This window comes from Roseivivax sediminis (genome assembly GCF_900112685.1).
GTDB lineage: Bacteria > Pseudomonadota > Alphaproteobacteria > Rhodobacterales > Rhodobacteraceae > Roseivivax > Roseivivax sediminis.
In genome coordinates, this window is sequence record NZ_FOMS01000003.1 from 65,351 (window position 1) to 82,651 (window position 17,301).

General features: G+C 67.7%; 14 protein-coding genes. 7 read left to right on the top strand and 7 right to left on the bottom strand.

Annotated features, from left to right (window positions below; translation table 11 throughout):
• The first annotated feature begins 146 nt into the window (after positions 1-146).
• The 4 genes from F3H57_RS05940 (at position 147) to F3H57_RS05955 (ending at position 4,207) form a co-directional block, all read left to right on the top strand.
• Complete coding sequence (locus tag F3H57_RS05940; protein WP_149754983.1) at positions 147-833, top strand: GntR family transcriptional regulator; 687 nt, start codon at positions 147-149, stop codon at positions 831-833.
• A complete protein-coding gene (locus F3H57_RS05945) occupies positions 830-1,477 on the top strand; it encodes a flavin reductase family protein (protein WP_223162982.1) in 648 nt (215 codons plus the stop codon). The genes F3H57_RS05940 and F3H57_RS05945 overlap by 4 nt, the downstream gene beginning before the upstream one ends.
• A gap of 175 nt (positions 1,478-1,652) precedes the next feature.
• Positions 1,653-2,216, top strand: a complete 564-nt coding sequence (locus F3H57_RS05950; protein WP_149754984.1) for a TRAP transporter small permease subunit — start codon at positions 1,653-1,655, stop codon at positions 2,214-2,216.
• Positions 2,213-4,207: a TRAP transporter large permease gene (locus F3H57_RS05955; RefSeq protein WP_188129613.1), complete on the top strand. Its 1,995-nt coding sequence runs from the start codon at positions 2,213-2,215 to the stop codon at positions 4,205-4,207. The genes F3H57_RS05950 and F3H57_RS05955 overlap by 4 nt, the downstream gene beginning before the upstream one ends.
• 59 nt (positions 4,208-4,266) lie before the next feature.
• Here the strand turns inward: F3H57_RS05955 and F3H57_RS05960 are convergent, their stop codons facing one another.
• The 7 genes from F3H57_RS05960 to F3H57_RS05990 form a co-directional block, all read right to left on the bottom strand.
• On the bottom strand, positions 4,267-5,424 hold the full coding sequence (locus F3H57_RS05960) for a TRAP transporter substrate-binding protein (protein WP_149754985.1): 1,158 nt from the start codon (positions 5,422-5,424) through the stop codon (positions 4,267-4,269).
• 126 nt (positions 5,425-5,550) lie between these two features.
• On the bottom strand, positions 5,551-6,630 hold the full coding sequence (locus F3H57_RS05965; protein ID WP_149754986.1) for a c-type cytochrome: 1,080 nt from the start codon (positions 6,628-6,630) through the stop codon (positions 5,551-5,553).
• A complete protein-coding gene (locus tag F3H57_RS05970) occupies positions 6,627-7,193 on the bottom strand; it encodes a cytochrome c oxidase assembly protein (protein ID WP_149755235.1) in 567 nt (188 codons plus the stop codon). The genes F3H57_RS05965 and F3H57_RS05970 overlap by 4 nt, the downstream gene beginning before the upstream one ends.
• A gap of 2 nt (positions 7,194-7,195) precedes the next feature.
• Positions 7,196-7,558: a hypothetical protein gene (locus F3H57_RS05975; RefSeq protein ID WP_149754987.1), complete on the bottom strand. Its 363-nt coding sequence runs from the start codon at positions 7,556-7,558 to the stop codon at positions 7,196-7,198.
• Entirely contained in the window at positions 7,558-10,140 is a 2,583-nt protein-coding gene (ctaD, locus tag F3H57_RS05980) for a cytochrome c oxidase subunit I (protein ID WP_149755236.1), read from the bottom strand. The genes F3H57_RS05975 and ctaD overlap by 1 nt, the downstream gene beginning before the upstream one ends.
• Positions 10,141-10,157: 17 nt before the next feature.
• On the bottom strand, positions 10,158-11,144 hold the full coding sequence (gene coxB / locus F3H57_RS05985) for a cytochrome c oxidase subunit II (RefSeq protein WP_149754988.1): 987 nt from the start codon (positions 11,142-11,144) through the stop codon (positions 10,158-10,160).
• Between the two features lie 248 nt (positions 11,145-11,392).
• Positions 11,393-11,674, bottom strand: coding sequence for a hypothetical protein (locus F3H57_RS05990; RefSeq protein WP_149754989.1), 282 nt, complete (start codon positions 11,672-11,674; stop codon positions 11,393-11,395).
• Here F3H57_RS05990 and F3H57_RS05995 point away from each other — a divergent pair.
• From F3H57_RS05995 to F3H57_RS06005, 3 genes are all read left to right on the top strand, one after another.
• Positions 11,673-12,809: an efflux RND transporter periplasmic adaptor subunit gene (locus F3H57_RS05995; RefSeq protein ID WP_149754990.1), complete on the top strand. Its 1,137-nt coding sequence runs from the start codon at positions 11,673-11,675 to the stop codon at positions 12,807-12,809. The genes F3H57_RS05990 and F3H57_RS05995 overlap by 2 nt on opposite strands.
• Positions 12,810-12,833: 24 nt before the next feature.
• A complete protein-coding gene (locus tag F3H57_RS06000) occupies positions 12,834-15,959 on the top strand; it encodes an efflux RND transporter permease subunit (RefSeq protein ID WP_149754991.1) in 3,126 nt (1,041 codons plus the stop codon).
• A gap of 158 nt (positions 15,960-16,117) precedes the next feature.
• Positions 16,118-17,287: a 2OG-Fe(II) oxygenase gene (locus F3H57_RS06005; RefSeq protein WP_149754992.1), complete on the top strand. Its 1,170-nt coding sequence runs from the start codon at positions 16,118-16,120 to the stop codon at positions 17,285-17,287.
• The last annotated feature ends 14 nt before the right edge of the window (positions 17,288-17,301 follow it).

Below are 17,301 nucleotides of genomic sequence, written 5' to 3' on the forward strand. Positions count from 1 at the left end.
AATTGTATCCCCGATTCACGCCGATTGGATACGATATCCTCTGCATGATGGATCGATTCTCATCTGGCAAGTAAATTGTATCCGATTGACCGGTCGAATTGGATGCGCTATGTCCGGTGCACAAAGAACAGACAAGAAGAACTGCCATGACCGACCAGACGACCCTGACGGATGCCGTTCACACGCTTTTGAAGCGTGCGATCATCGAACAGGCGCTGAAGCCCGGCATGCGTCTGCCGGAGGACACGGTGGGTGAGCAGTTCGGCGTGTCGCGGACGATCGTGCGCCACGCGCTCGTGCGGCTTCAGAACGAGGGGCTGGTGGTGACGCGCCGCAATCGCGGCGCCTTCGTCGCCGAGCCCTCGCTGGAAGAGGCCAAGCAGATCTTCGAGGTGCGCCGCGCGCTGGAGGCCGAGGTGATCCGCCTTCTGGTCCAGCGCATCCCGGAAAATGGATACGATCAGCTCGAGGCGCATGTGCGCAGCGAGGAGAGCGTGAAGGGCAAGGACGGCCCGGTGTCGATCCGCCTCGCCGGCGAATTCCACACGCTGCTGGCCGAGCTGACCGGAAACGCGGTGCTCTATCGCTATGTCTCCGAGGTCGTTTTGCGCTGTTCGCTGATTATGGCCATGTACGCCAAGACGCATTCGTCGGACTGTGCCGTCGACGAGCATTCGCAGATCATCGCCGCGATCCGGGCGGGCGACGCCGACGGCGCGATCTCGATCATGGATCACCATCTCGGCGCGGTCGCGGGCCGCGCGGAGCTGGCCAGGAAACCCGACAGCGTCTCCACGATCCTGTCGCGCTACGGAAAGGAGCTGGCGCCTTGAGCCATCATGCACTGAATTTTGCGGATCTGACGCCGCGCGAGGCCTACAAGGTCATGATTGGCACCGTCGTGCCGCGCCCCATCGCCTGGGTCACGACCGTCTCGCCCGAGGGCGTGGTCAACGCCGCCCCTTATTCGTTCTTCAACTGCCTCTCCGCCGATCCGCCGATCCTGGCGCTCGGGGTCGAGAACAAGCCTGATCGCAGCTTCAAGGACACCGCGTGGAACATCCGAATGACGGAGTGTTTCACCGTGAACATCGTCGATCGCGCCAACGTGGAGGCGATGTCGGTCACCGCGGCCGGGTTCGCGCCGGACGTCGACGAACTGGAGATGGCGGGCCTGACCGCCGTGCCCGGGGTCGACGTCGCGTCCCCGCGCATCGCCGAGGCGCCGGTGGCGTTCGAATGCCGCCGCTATCTCGGGATCGAGGTCAGCTCGGCGCGCGAGATCATCCTCGGCAAGATCGTCATGGCGCATGTGCGCGAGGACATCATCGACCTCGAGACGTATTATTCCGACCACGAGAAACTCGATGCGCTCGGGCGGATGGGCGGCATCGGGTATGCCGGGACGAAGGATTACTTCGATCTGGCGACGCCCTCCGCGTCCGAGGTCATCGCCGGGAAGCGGCAGCGGGCCTGAGACCGCGGACGTCCGGCGCCGGGTCGGGTCTGCCCGCGTTCTAAGCAATGCTCGCGCTCCGGTTCCTCAGGGACCGCCAGAGGCAATCAGCCCCCTTTCTCCCTTCCCGAGACATGCTAGATCGCGGCGAAACCGGCGGCCCACAAGGAGAGGCGCCGCGAGAGGGAGGATCACGATGGCGGCGCTGATGAAACTTTCGCGCGGGATCGACCACGTCAACGGGTGGATCGGAAAGGGGGTGGCCTGGCTGGTGCTGGCCGCCGTGCTGGTCTCGGCCGGCAACGCGGTCATCCGCAAGAGCATGAACATCTCCTCGAATGCCTGGCTCGAACTGCAATGGTATCTCTTCGGCGCGGTGTTCCTGCTCTGCGCCGCCTGGACACTGTGCCGCGACGAGCATGTGCGCGTCGACGTCCTGTCCTCCCGGCTCTCGCCCAGGGGGCGCGCAATAATCGACCTGGTGTGTCACCTGGTGTTCCTGATGCCCTTCGCAGTGCTGATGGTCTGGCTCGCCTGGCCGTTCTTCATGTCCTCCTATGTTAGCGGGGAGCAATCCTCGAACGCGGGCGGCCTGGTGCGATGGCCCGCCAAGCTCTGGGTGCTGCTGGGCTTCATCTCCTTCGCGGCGCAGGGACTGTCGGAGATCATCAAGCGGGTCGCGCAACTGACCGGCAGAATGCCGTATCCGTCATCGGATACCGATGAGCTGCCGCCCGTGGCGCGGGAGGCCCGGTCGTGATCGAGCTCATCGCACACAACCTCGCGCCCATCATGTTCATCTCGGTGATGGGGATGCTGCTGCTCGGCTATCCGGTGGCGCTTACCCTCGCCGGCGGCGGGCTGATCTTCTTCGTCATCGGCGTCGGCCTTTCTGATTACTCCAGCGAGATCAACCTGTTCTGGCCACTTCTTCGCGCGATGCCTGAACGCGTGTTCGGCATCATGTCGAACGATACCCTGCTGGCGATCCCGTTCTTCACCTTCATGGGCCTGATCCTCGAGCGATCCGGCATGGCCGAGGATCTGCTCGACACTGTCGGGCAGCTCTTCGGTCCGCTCCGGGGCGGCGTCGCCTTCGCGGTGATCCTGGTGGGGGCGCTGCTGGCAGCCACGACGGGCGTCGTCGCGGCGTCGGTGATCGCCATGGGACTGATTTCTCTGCCGATCATGCAGCGCTACAAGTACGATCCGTCGGTCGCGACAGGGACAATCGCGGCGGCCGGGACGCTGGCACAGATCGTGCCGCCGTCGCTCGTGCTGATCGTGATGGCAGACCAGCTCGGCGTGTCGGTGGGCGACATGTATCTCGGCGCGCTGTACCCGGCGCTGATCGTCGTCGGGGTCTACTGCCTCTACATGTTCGGCCTGACGATCCTGCGCCCCTCGGCCGTGCCCGCGCTGCCGCCCGAGGAACGGCGGCTCGGCGGCGGCGTCTGGTCGCTGCTGGCGATGGCGGTGCTGGCGGTCGTTCTCTATGTCGGCTCCGCGCGGCTTCTCTTCACCGACGTGATCCCGGCGACGCGCACGGTCTTTGCCGCGGGCTTCACGGTGGTCATCTGCTACGGCATCGCGCTGGCCAACCGCTACATGCGGCTCGGCCTTCTGTCGCGGCTGGCCGAGGAGGTGGTGATCGTCCTCATTCCGCCGCTGGCGCTGATCTTCCTGGTGCTCGGCACGATCTTCCTTGGCATCGCGACGCCGACCGAGGGCGGCGCGATGGGGGCCGTTGGCGCGCTGATCCTGGCGCTGGCCAAGAAGCGGCTCGATTTCGGCACGCTGCGCTCGGCGGTGGAGGCGACGGCCAAGCTCTCGGCCTTCGTGCTTTTCATCCTGATCGGCGCGCGTGTCTTCGGGCTGACCTTCTACGGCGTGAACGGGCAGGTGTGGCTCGAGGAGCTGCTTCTGGGCCTGCCAGGGGGGCAGTTCGGCTTCCTCGTCGTGGTCACGGTGGTGATCTTCATTCTCGGCTGTTTCCTCGACTTCTTCGAGATCGCCTTCATCCTGGTGCCGCTGCTGGCGCCGGTGGCCGAGACGCTGGGGATCGACCTGATCTGGTTCGGCGTCATCCTGTCGATGAATCTGCAGACCTCTTTCCTGACCCCGCCCTTCGGCTTCGCGCTGTTCTACCTCCGATCGGTCGCGCCGACGAAGGAAAGGCGGGATACCGTAAGCGGTGAAATGCTGGCCGGCATCCGCACGCCGCAAATCTACAAGGGTGTGCTGCCGTACATCGCCATCCAGTTCATGCTGATCCTGTTGGTGATCTCCGTCCCGAGCCTCGTGACGCACTACCAGTCCGACCGGCAGGCGCAGCGCACGGCACCCGCAGCGCAGAGCGCGCCCGAAACCGGCGGCAGCGGCAGCAGCTCCGGCGGCGGGTTCAATTTCGGCGGCTCGGGCGGCGGAAGCTCCGATAGCGGCTCGGGGCAGGGCGCCGGCGGTGGCTTCAACTTCGGCGGCGGATCATCGGGGAGTTCGGGGTCCGGCGGAGCCGGCGACGAGGCTTCGGGCAACGGCTCGAGCGGCGGTTTCAATTTCGGTGTGTCGGGCAATGGCGGTACGGGTGGCGCCAATGGCGGGTCGGGTAGCGCGCCCTCAGACCAAGACAGCGGCGGCTTCAACTTCGGATCGAGCCCCGATGCCGGCGAGGCCGAAACCGACGCGCCCTCCGGCGAAGAGGGCGAGGCCTCCGGAGGCACCTCGGGCGGCGGCGGCTTCAACTTCGACTGACCCGACGAAAACGGCCCGGAGCCTAGCTCCGGGCCGCCTCGCCTCGCGTCTGTCCGCGATCAGTTGTCGCCGGAGCCGGACCCGCCGCCGCCGACCGATCCCGCGCCGGAGATCTGCGCCGGAAGCTGGCCGTTCGACTGCTTATCCATCATGAACCGCGCGAAGGTGCTCTCGGCCACCTGCTGCCACAGGAAGTGCTCGGCCTGGAACTCCATCATGCTGTCGTAGATCTCGGCCCAGCCGTCTGTGTTGCCGCGCAGGTCGGAATAGAGCGACAGCGCCGCGTCGTAGGTGGCGTCCAGCACCTCCTGCGGGAAGGCGCGAAGCTGCGCGCCGTTCTCCACGAGGCTGCGCAGCGCCGTCGGGTTCTTGTAGTCGTATTCCGCCATCATCTCGGTGTTGGCGGCGCGGCATGCGGTCTCCAGCAGGCGCTTGTAGGTGTCCGGCAGGCCTTCCCACGCTTCGGTGCCGATGAACATGTTGAGGGTGAGGTTCCCCTCCCACCAGCCGGGATAGTAGTAGTACGGCGCCACCTGGTAGAAGCCGAGCTTCTCGTCGTCGTAGGGGCCGATCCACTCGGCCGCGTCGATCGTGCCGCGCTCGAGCGAGGGATAGATGTCGCCGCCCGCGATCTGCTGCGGCACGACGCCGATCTGCTCCATGATCCGCCCGGCCAGGCCGGCGATGCGCATCTGCAACCCGTCCATGTCCGACAGCCCGCCGATCTCGTTGCGGAACCAGCCGCCCATCTGCGTGCCGGTATTGCCCGCGGGCAGGTAGTGCAGGCCCTGCGCGTTGTAGAAGTTGTTCAGCGCGTCGATGCCGCCGCCGTAGTAGAGCCAGGCGTTCATGCCGCGATTGTTGAGGCCGTAGGGAATGACCGCGCCGAGCGCCCAGGTCGGCGACTTGCCGACATAGTAGTAGGCGGCGGTGTGGCACATCTCCACGGTCCCGTTCTGCACGGCGTCGGCGGCCTGCAGGCCCGGCACGATTTCCCCGCCCGCGAAGACCTGGATGTCGAAGGCGCCGTCGGTGGCCTCGCGCACGTATTTCGCGACGTCCTGCGCCCCGCCGTAAATCGTGTCGAGCGATTGCGGGAAGGACGAGGTGCAGCGCCATTGCACCTGCGGCTGCGACTGGGCGACGGCCGGTGCGGCAAGCGCGGCGGCGCCCGTGCCGCCTGCGGCGGCGCTGGTCAGGAACTTGCGACGATGCATGGGTTTCTCCCCCTTTTCATGTCCAACGCCGGTCGACGTAGAGTGCAAGTCGCGGAAGGCGATGCAGAGCGGTCATCTGCCTGTCCTTGGCGGTGCATACAGTCGGCCGATCTCCGGCCTGACCGCCTAGTCCTGCTGCTCGTTCAGCTTCGCGGGCGCGAGGGAGGCGTAATAGGCCGCGAGGGCCGCGATGTCCGCATCCGTCAGATCGCGCGACGCCTCGTGCATGAGGCCCGACACGCGGCTACCGCCTCGATCGCTGTCACGCCACAGCCGGAGCTGCTGCGCGAGATAGGGCTCGTATTGACCGGCGAGGGACGGGAAGGCGGGATTCAGCGGCTCCGGCCACGGACCGTGGCAGGCGCGGCAGACCGGCACCTCGTGGCTTTCGCCCTTGGTCGCAAGATCGCGGCCGCGCTCTTCGAGCTCTCCGGGGGTGCTGCTTGCGCCGGTGGGTGCGGTCCCGGCGAAAGACCGTGCGAGATCCGGGATCGCCTCCGCCGGGACAGTCGACATCGCCTGGGCCATGATGCCGCTGTCGCGCCGCCCTTCGCGGTAGGCCGCGAGCGTATCGGCGATGTAGCGCTCCGACAGGATGTCGAGCCGCGGGATGTGGGGGTTGCCCGACACCCCGTCCGGGCCGTGGCACATCGCGCAATACTGCCCCTCGGGCCGCGCCGTCAGGTCATCGTAGCCCGCTTTGTCCATCTCGGGCACGGCGAGCAGGAAGGACACGACCGGCCAGACATCGTCCTCGCGCGTCGCGGGCCAGGCGGGCATGCCGCTCATCTTGACGCCCTCGTGCACGATCCAGTGGAACTCGGCCGGGTCCCAGTGCGCGACCGCCTCGGTGATGTGCGGCGGCTCCGGCACCATGGCGCGCACCGTCGCGCTGCGTTCCTGTCCCGGTGCGGCGTGGCAGCCGGCGCAGGCGGTATCGAAATGGCCTGCGCCGAGGGCGATCATGGCGTCGGAGCGCAGGTCTTCCGGTGGCTCGGCCGAGGCGCGCAGGTCCACCGAGTTGCGGAACGTGGTGTGCAGGACCCAGCTCACCCCGGGCAGGTGTCCTACCCTGGCCGAGACGTTGTAGAGGCCGAATGCCATCACCGCCCCCCCGACGAGGCCGCCGGCGAGCGCAAGCGCCGCCAGCGTGCGGCCGACGCTCGGCCAGTGCGGGCGGGCCCGCAGAAGATCGCGCCATGTCATGTCGTGCCCTCGCGCAAGGTGCGGGCGGTCAGGGCGAGCCCGCCGATGAGGTAGATGGGCGTGCCGAGCGCCAGCATCAGGATGCCCCCCAGCTGCTGGCCCGAGAGGTCGGGGGCCCGGCCGCAGAGCGCGGCGTAGAGGTCGCTCGGCGCCAGGACCAGGAGCGCACCGAGGAAGGTCATGTGCATGGAGGTCAGCAGCAGCCCGCCCGCCCCGGCGAGCGGCGGCGCGGGCGGCAGCGCGCTGGCCCAGACGGCAAGGCCGGCGGCCAGGAACAGCGCCTGCTCCACGGCGAACCAGGGCAGGGCGGTCTGCGCGGCGGCATGCAGGTGCGGCAGGTGGAAGGCCCAGACCACCGAAAATTCCAGCGCAGCGGCGAGCGCCACCGGCGGCGCGAGCCGCGTCAGTGGCGGCACGGCCAGAACGATCAGCGGCGCGGCTACGGCGACGAGCGTCATGTGGCGCAGCATGTGGGCCGGGAAGGCGCCGAGCGCGGCCTCCCAATCGGGCACCCAGACAAGGGCGAGCGTGGCGAGCGCGGGGGCGGCGAACCGGGCACGCATCGTCACACGCAACTCGAGATGAAAAGCGCCGGGCTCGCGTTGAACAGCACGCCGATCAGCGACACGAGGGCGAGCAGCCAGCCCGCATGGCCGAGAAACTCGCGCCGGTCCTCCACACTCGGCCCGTCGTGCTCGTAGTCGAAATCGTCGAGGTAATCCCATTGCTTCCAGGCGTGCCAGCCGATTGCGGCGATGAAGGCGATCGCCAGCCCAGTGGCGATGGCAATGCCGAGCCGCGCGGTGCCCGCGTCCCATCCGCGCGCGCAGACCGAGGCGGTCCAGCCGTAGACCACGCAGAAGTGCAGCGACCACGCGATGGGCGCGGCGATCATGTGCCAGAGGCTTGAGCGGCGGTCGAACTGCATCAGAGCATCCTCGGCAGGATGCCGATCATCGCGGCGGTGATCAGGCACGAGACGACGAGGAAGTGCCAGAACAGCGTCGTGTTCCACAGATCGGCATCGTAGCGCGGCGTCAGCTTGCCGAAGATCGTGCCGGCCAGGCAGTAGCCCTGCATGACGACCCCGGCGGCGACATGCGCGCAGGTCCAGACGACGAGCGCCCACATCATCGCCGGGTAGACGTGGCTCGACGGCGCGAGGCCCGGCACCCAGACGGCGAGGACCAGCGCCGTGCCGCCGGCGATCGCGAGGAGAGGGGCGGCGATCAGCAGGATCTGCGCGGTGCGCGGGTTGCCCCCTCGGTTGATGCCGCGCGCGGCGCGCGTGGCGGCCCAGCTGCCGAAGAGCAGGGCGGCGGCGAGCGCCGTCCAGAGCGGGCTTGCGTGCACCGCGCCCTCGGGCGGGAAGTCGGGCCGCGCGGTCCAGTAGAAGAAGACGCCGAAAACAAGGCTGGCGAAGGCCGTGGAATCGCCCAGCATGGTGATGAAGACGCCCCACCAGCCCGGCGCCCGCGGTCCCGACACGTAGGTCGGCAGGGTCAGGCCGAGGCCCGCATCCTTCATCGGCGCCTCGGGCACGAGCGCGGTCGAGGTCCAGAGCCAGTAGATCACCGCCGCGACGGCGAGAATGCCACAGATTATGGCCGGCGGGTACATGTGGAAGGTCGGGAAGATGAACGCGCCGCCGGTGAAGACCGCCGCCCAGATCGTGCACCAGGCCGGCCCGGTGATGCGTGCGACGTGCTGCGGCACCGCGTCGACGGCGGAGGTCACGACCGTTTCCCGCAGCCCTTCTGGCGCGTCGGGAATGTAGAAGCGGCCGGTGTCGAGCCGCTCCAGGAAGTTCGGCTGGTCCCAGAGCGGATAGCGCGAGGTGATGTAGGGCACGCCGCGCACGCCCCAGCCCGGGTCCGGCACGTCATGCGCCCATTCCAGCGTCCCGCCGCCCCAGGGATTGCGCTCGGTCAGGTCCTGGTCGCGTTTGGGGCGCAGGAGGTCCCAGGCAAAGACGAGGATGCCCGCCGCGGTCACGAAGGCGCCGACGGTCGAGATCAGGTTGAGCCAGTCCCAGCCGATGTCGCCCGGGTAGGTGAAGACCCGGCGCGGCATGCCCTTGAGGCCGGTCAGGTGCATCGGCAGGAAGCAGATGTTGAAGCCGGTGAAGGTCAGCCAGAACGAGATCCTGCCGAGCCGGTCCGACATCTTCTTCTTCGCGAAGAACGGGTAGAAGTAATAGACCCCGCCGATGATCGGAAAGATCATGCCGCCGAAGAGGGTGTAGTGCAGATGCGCGACGATGAAGTAGGTGTCGTGGACCTGCCAGTCGAAGGGCGCGAGCGCGACCATGATGCCGGTCAGGCCGCCCGCGGTGAAGATCGCCACAGCCCCCGCGATCCAGAGCATCGGCTGGATCATCCGCACCCGGCCCACGATCAGTGTCGCCACGAAGGCGAAGAGCTGTATGCCAGTGGGGATCACCACTGCCTCGGACGCCGCCGAGAAGAAGCCGAGCGACAGCGACGGCAGCCCGGTGGTGAACATGTGGTGCACCCAGAGCCCGAAGGACAGGAACCCGGTGCCCACCGCCGACAGCACGATCCAGTTGTAGCCGACGATCGGCCGGCGGGCGGCGGTCGGGATCACCATCGCGGCGATTGCGATGGAGGGCAGGAAGATGATGTAGACCTCCGGATGTCCGAAGATCCAGAACAGGTGCTGCCAGAGCATCGGATCGCCGCCGCGCTCGGGGTCGAAGAACGGCCAGTCGAAGGACCGCTGCATCTCGAACAGGAAATCCCCGGCGATGAGCGGCGGGAAGGCGAACAGGATCATGCCGCCGACCACCAGCACGTACCATGCGTAAAGCGGCATCAGGTTGATGCGCATCCCCGGCGGGCGGCACTTGACGACCCCGACGATCAGCTCGACCGCCGCGGCGATGGAGGCGACCTCGATGAACGACAGGCCGAGCAGCCAGATGTCGGAGCCCGGACCCTCCGCCTCGGTGGCGAGCGGGGGGTACATGAACCACCCGGAATTCGGCGCGACGCCGAAGAGGATGGAGCTCAGCACGAAAATCCCGCCGATCAGGAAGGCCCAGTAGCCGTAGGCCGACAGGCGCGGGAACGGCATGTCCCGCGCGCCGAGGAAAGCGGGCAGCAGGAGGATCGAGATCGCCTCGAACATCGGCACGGCGAAGAGGAACATCATCGCCGAGCCGTGCATGGTGAAGAACTGGTTGAACGTGTCCGCGGGCAGGAAGTCGTTCTCGGGCACCGCAAGCTGGACCCGCATCAGCAGCGCCAGCACCCCGGCACACAGCATGAAGGCGAAGGCGGTCAGCGAATACCAGGCGCCGACCTCGGAATTGTTGACCGCCGACCAGTAGCGCCAGCCCGGCGGCTCGGCCCAGACGGCGCGCAGCCGCGCCTCCTGCGCCTTCTGCAAATCGGGGTCGACGGGCTCGTTCAGCATCTCCTCGGTCGGCGGGTAGATGCCGCGGGGGCGGGTCTCGTCGTCGATGGCGGCGGCGACGCCGGGGTCCATGGACTCGGCGATGTCGGTCACGTCAGACCCTCCAGATAGGCGGCAAGCGCCGCGAGGTCGCCGTCGCCGAGGTGATCGTAGGCGGGCATCCGGGCACCGGGCTTCACCGCCTCGGGGTCGCGGATCCAGCGGATCAGTGCGTCCTCGGTCATCGGCAGGATGCCGGCGGCGAGAGACACGCGCCCGCCGAGATGCGTCAGGTCCGGACCGACCCGTCCCGTGGCGGCCGTGCCGCGGATCGCGTGGCAGGCGCCGCAGCCCTCGGCGTTGAATATCGCCTGCCCGCGGCGCGCGGCCTCGCCCTCGGGCGGCGCGGCGGGTTCCGCTTCCTTCGCGAGCCAGGCGTCGAAGGCCTCGGGCTCCATCACCACCGCGCCGAAGGCCATCAGCGCGTGGCTCTCGCCGCAGAACTCGGTGCATTGGCCGCGGAACTCGCCCGCGCGCGTCGGCTCCAGCGACATGCGCGTCTCGCGCCCCGGGATCATGTCGGTCTTGCCGCCGAGCGCGGGGATCCAGAACGAATGGATCACGCGATGGGCGTTGAGCGTGATCTCGCTGCGCTGGTGGGCGGGCAGGCGGATCTCGTTGGCCGAAACGACGGCGGCGGTCGCGCCGTCCTTCAGGTATTCGACCCGCCACCACCACGACTCGCCGGTCACTCGCACGGTCAGGCCGGTGCCGGGATCGCGCTGGCGCGGCATCTCCGACAGCGCGAAGGCCAGGAGCCCGGCCAGAACGACCGTCGGAAAGACGATGCCGCCGCCGATGATCAGCGCTTCGGCCGTGCGCTGCGACATGGCCCGCTGGTCGATGCGCGTGACGTAGACCAGAAGCCCGTTCATCAGCAGCCACAGGATCACCGCGCCGCCCAGCATCCACCAGAAGAGCGTGGCGATGACCTGCGCGTCCCGGCCGCCGGGGCTCAGCACGGATTGCACGCCGTCGCACCCGCCGAGCAGGGCAAGCGACACCAGCGCCGCAATGGCCCGAACGGGCAACGTCACAATTCGACCGGTCTGCGGAGGAGGCAGGGACGCTCCGCCGCTCGGCAGGTCATCCTGTCAGCCTGCGCTGGACATTGCGACATCCGATCCTCCAGCCAAGCGATCTCAGTTCCATATGAGAGATGTTCATCGTGCAACTTGCAAGCCGCTTGAGCCGTTCCCGTCGGGTTTCTATGAAGGGGAAGCGATGCGGCCCGCGATTTCGAGGAGCGGGGCGCCGTCTTCTCCGGCCGTGACGCCCGATCCGGTCAGCCGCCGGCAATTCCGCTTTGGTCCGGCTCGCCCGGTTGCAGCGTGCCCGATGCGTGATCAAAGGCGGCGAAAAGACTGGCACACATGGCCGTGCCGAGACGCGGTGCGTGAGTGCACACTGTATCGTGCGGTCCGGCCTTGCGCGCGATCTTGCCGTCCGCTGCGCGGGAAAATAAGAAACCCTCAAGTTTCTCAAACACGTCGTCGAGCCGATGGCGTGTTTCGGCATTTGGTGAAATCTTGAAACACGTTGTACATCGTCTGGCCCTGAGCGCCATGCTCGTCCTTTCTGTCGCCCCCTTCGCCCGGGCCCAGGGGGGCGGCGATGCGCCGCCTCCGACCGTCGAGACGGTCGCCGTCTCGTCCGAAACGATCACCATGACCTCGATCCTGCCGGGCCGCGTCGCCGCCTTCGAAGAGGCGGAAGTGCGCCCGCAGGTCGCCGGAATCATCCTCGAGCGCAGATTCACCGAAGGGGCGCCGGTCGAGGCGGGGCAGGTCCTCTATACGATCGACCCGGCGAGCTACGAGGCTTCGCTGGCCGAGGCACGCGCCTCGGTCGCGCAGGCGGAAGCGCAGCTTGCCGCCGCCGAAAAGGAGGCGGAGCGTCTGCAGGAGCTTCAGACCCGCAACGTCGCCTCGCAGCAGGCTCTCGACGACGCCGTGGCGGCCCGCGACGGGGCCGAGGCGGCACTGCAACTCGCCCAGGCGCGGCAGAGGCAGTCGGAGATCGAGCTCGACCGGACGCAGGTCACGGCCCGGCTTTCCGGCGAGATCGGGTTCTCGCAGACCTCCCCCGGCGCGCTGGTCGCGGTGGGACAGGCCGAACCGCTCGCCATCATCCGCAACATCGACCGCGTCTATGTCGACGTGACCCAGTCGGCGGCCGACCTTCTGCGGTGGCAGCGCGGCGAGGGGCTGGCGCAGCTCGGCAACGCCGAACGGCACGTGTCGCTCGTCCTGGCTGACGGACAGGGTTACGACCAGACCGGCACGCTGACCGCCGCCGACCCTTACGTCGATCCGCAGACCGGCGTGGTCGCCCTGCGCATCGAGTTCGACAATCCCGAAAAGCTGCTGCTGCCGGGCATGTACGTGCAGGTGGAAATGCCCACCGGTACCGCCGACGGCGTCTTCCGTGTCCCGCAGGAGGGTGTGACGCGCGACCGGCGCGGCAATCCTCAGGCGATGGTGGTGAACGGCGAGAACGTCATAGAGGTGCGCGCTCTCGACATCCTGCAGAACCAGGGGTCGGACTGGATCGTGCGCGATGGGCTCGCCGATGGCGACCGCGTCGTGGTGGCCGGCTTCCAGCGGATCGCCGAGGGCGCGACCGTGACGCCGCAGCCGCGCCGCGGCGCGGCCAGCGAACAGGCGGCGGCCGAGATGCCGCAGGACACGATTACCGAGTGACCGGCCGGCTCCGAGGGAACACACATGGCGCGCTTCTTCATTGACCGACCCGTCTTCGCTTGGGTCGTCTCCATCCTCATCATGGGCGTCGGCATCCTGTCGGTGCTGACCCTGCCGGTGGCGCAGTATCCGCAGATCGCGCCGCCGTCGGTGCAGGTCAGCGCGACCTATCCCGGCGCCTCGGCGCAGACGGTGGCGAACACCGTGACGCAGGTGATCGAGCAGAACATGACCGGGCTCGACGGGCTGCGTTACATATCGTCCTCGTCGACCTCGGCGGGTTCCTCCTCGATCACGCTGACCTTCGAGACCGGCACCGACGCCGACATCGCGCAGGTGCAGGTGCAGAACAAGCTGAGCCAGGCCACCCCGCTTCTGCCCGAGACGGTGCAGCGGCAGGGGGTGCAGGTCCAGAAGTCCTCTGCCGGGTTCCTCATGGTGGTCGCGCTCATCGCCGAGAGCGGCGATTACGACGACACCGACCTTGCGGACTACATGGTATCGAACCTCGTCGACGATATCAGCCGGATCGAGGGCGTCGGCTCCACCCAGGTCTTCGGCGCCGAATACGCGATGCGGATCTGGCTCGATCCGTCGCGGCTCAACGCCTACGACATGACGCCCGCGGACGTGGTGGCGAAGGTGTCCGAGCAGAACACGCAGATCTCGGCCGGCTCCTTCGGCGGGCTGCCGGCGGTGGACGGCCAGCAACTCAATGCGACGATCACCGCGCAGTCGCTTCTTCGCACGCCCGAGGATTTCAAGCAGATCGTCCTGCGCGCCGAGACGAGCGGCGGGCTGGTCCTGCTGGACGATGTCGCGCGCGTCGAGATCGGCGCCGCCAGCTACGCCGCGGAATCGCGCTACAACCAGAAACCCTCGGCGGGCATGGCGATCAGCCTCGCGCCCGGCGCCAACTCCCTCGAAACGGCGGAGGCGGTGAAGGCGCGGCTCCACGAATTCGCGCAATTTTTCCCCGAGGGCGTCGACTACGTCATTCCCTACGACACGACACCCTTCGTGGAGATCTCCATCAAGGAGGTGGTGAAAACCCTCATCGAGGCGATCGTGCTCGTGTTCCTCGTGATGTACCTCTTCCTGCAGAACTTCCGCGCGACGCTGATCCCGACGCTCGCGGTGCCGGTGGTCATCCTCGGCACGTTCGGGGTGCTGGCGGCGGCCGGCTTCACCATCAACACGCTGACCATGCTGGCGATGGTGCTGGCCATCGGCCTTCTCGTCGACGATGCCATCGTGGTGGTCGAGAACGTCGAGCGGATCATGGAGGAAGAGGGCCTCGGCCCGCGCGAGGCGACGAAGAAGTCGATGGGACAGATCACCGGCGCGCTGATCGGCATCGCCATGGTGCTGTCGGCGGTGTTCGTACCGATGGCGTTCTTCCCGGGCTCCACCGGCGTGATCTACAAGCAGTTCGCGATCACCATCGTCTCGGCCATGGCCTTGTCGGTGGTGGTGGCGCTGACGCTGACCCCGGCGCTCTGCGCGATCCTGCTGAAACCCACCCACGGCGACCGGCGCAAGGGCATGTTCGGCTGGTTCAACCGCGGCTTCGACGCGACGCTGGGCGGTTATGCAGGAACAGTGGGGTACATCGTCAAGCGGCCGCTGCGGACCTTCCTCGTCTATCTCGGCATCGGCGTGGCGGTGGTGTTTCTGTTCATGCGCACGCCGACGGGCTTCCTGCCGGAAGAGGATCAGGGCCTGCTGTTCACCCTGATCTCGCTGCCCACCGGCGCCACCGCAGAGCGCACGCTCGACGTGCTGGAGCAGGTCGAGACGCACTTCATCGAGAACGAGAAGAGCGCGGTGGATTCCACCTTCGGTGTGGTCGGGTTCAGCTTCGCGGGACAGGGGCAGAACAACGCGCTGGCCTTCGTACGCCTCAAGGACTGGAAGAAGCGCGGGCCGCAGGACAGCGCGCAGGCGGTGGCGGGCCGGGCCTTCGGTGCGTTCAGCCAGATCACCGACGCGCAGGTCTTCCCGATCGTGCCCCCCTCGGTGCCCGAGCTCGGCAACGCCTCCGGCTTCGACTTCTACCTGCAGGCGCGCAACAACCAGAGCCATGAGGCGCTGGTGAACGCGCGCAACCAGCTTCTGGGCATCCTCAACCAGTCGCCGATGATCGCCTCGGCGCGGCCCTCGGGCCTCGAGGACGCGGCGCAGTTCAACATCGACATCGACTGGCGCAAGGCCGGCGCGATGGGCGTGTCGGCCGAGACCGTGGGCAACCTTCTGTCCATCGCCTGGGCGGGCCGCTACGTGAACGACTTCGTCGACGAGGGCCGGGTGAAACGGGTCTACGTGCAGGCCGACGCGCCAGCGCGGATGCAGCCCGGCGATCTCGACCTCTGGCGCGTGCGCAACGCGAGCGGAGAGCTGGTGCCGTTCTCGAACTTCGCCACGACCGGCTGGACCTACGGTCCGCAGGGCCTCAACCGCTACAACGGCGTGCCGTCGATGCAGTTGCAGGGCTCGCCCGCGCCGGGCGTCGCGTCGGGGGACGCGATGAACGAGATCCTGCGGCTGGTGGACGAGAACCTGCCCGAGGGCTTCGAGGTCGCGTGGACGGGACTGTCGCTCGAAGAGGTCGAATCCGGCAGCCAGGCGCCGCTGCTCTACGCGCTGTCACTGGCGGCGGTCTTTCTGTCGCTCGCCGCGCTCTACGAAAGCTGGGCGATCCCGTTCGCGGTGATGCTGGCGATGCCCATCGGCGTGCTCGGCGCGCTGCTCGGGGCGTGGCTGGGCGGTTACGAGAACGGTGTGTTCTTCCAGGTCGGGCTTCTGACCGTGATCGGCCTGACCGGCAAGAACGCCATCCTCATCGTGGAATTCGCGCGCGACCGCATGGAGGGTGGAGAACCGATCTACACTGCTGTGGTGGAGGCTGCCCGGCAGCGGTTCCGGCCCATCGTGATGACCTCGATGGCCTTCTCCCTCGGGGTCACGCCGCTGGTCCTGTCGACGGGCGCCGGCGCCGCGGGCCGCAACGCGATCGGGTCGGGTGTGCTGGGCGGCACGCTGTCGGCGACGGTTCTCGGCGTGCTGTTCGTGCCGCTGTTCTTCGCTGTCATCGCGCGGTTCTTCTTCCGCTCTCCGGGCACCGCAGCGGGCGAGGGCGCCCGGGCCTAGCACGCGTCTCGCGCGGCCCCCGGGGCGTTCCCGGGGGCCGCGTGCGTGCAGGGTCCGCCCTCCGGACCCCGGCCCCATGCACCCGCAAAAAAAATCGCCGCGCTCGGGACGTGCTTGCGGCCTGTCTCCGTATACCCGGTAAACGGAGGGGTGGTGAGATGACGTCTTCTGCAAGCAACGGTGCGACCACCGCGCTGCTGCCCGGCGATCCCGCGCCGGGCTTCATCCAGCGCAGCGTCGCCAATCCGCGCTATTCCTTCGACAGCGCGGCCGGTCGCTACCTGGTGCTTTGTTTCTATTGCCGCGCGAGCGATCCCCACGCCGAGGCCGCCCTGAACGCGGTCCACGAGCGGACGGACATCTTCGACGACAGCAAGGCGTGTTTCTTCGGGGTCAGCGTCGATCCGGAGGACGAGTCCACCGGGCGCGTGACGAACCGCGTGCCCGGCTACCGGCATTTCTGGGATTTCGATCTGACCGCGTCCCGCCTCTACGGCGTTGTGGCCAGGGACGCCGATCCGGGCAGCCGGCACCTGGCATTCGTCCGCCAATGGGTGGTCATCGACCCCACGATGCGGGTTCTCGCGGCCATTCCCTTCCGGAAGAGCCGCAGCGACATCTCCGAACTCATGTCGGTGCTGGACGAACTGCCGCCCCCGGACCGGTTCGCCGGCATCCAGAGCATGCCCCCGATCCTGTTCCTCCCCCGGGTACTGGAGCCTGAACTCTGCCGGCATCTGGTTGACCTCTACGAAGCGCAGGGCGGCCGGGAAAGCGGCTTCATGCGCGAGGTCGGCGGCCGCACTGTCGGCGTGACCGACCACGGCTTCAAGAGCCGCAAGGACTACGATATCGAGGACAAGGGGCTGATTTCCACCTTGCAGGAACGGTTCCGGCGCCGCGTGGTGCCCGAGATCGCGAAGGTCCACCAGTTCAAGGTCACGCGCATGGAGCGCTACATCGTTTCGTGCTACGCTGCAGAGGATGGCGGGCATTTCGCGCCGCACCGCGACAACACGACGAAGGGGACCGCGCATCGGCGTTTTGCCGTCTCGGTGAATCTCAGTGACGATTTCGACGGCGGTGAAGTGAGCTTTCCCGAATACGGCCCGCAAGGGTTCAAGGCGCCGCCGGGCGGCGCGGTCGTGTTCTCGTGCTCCTTGCTGCACAAGGTGAGCAAGGTGACCCGCGGGCGGCGCTATGCCTTCCTGCCGTTCCTCTATGACGATGCCGCCGCGCGCATCCGGGAAGAGAACGCGCGGTTCCTCGGTGAAACGGGGGCGGTCTACCAGGCACGACCGCAGACCGCGGCAGACCCGTCTGCGTGACAAGCGAACAGGGG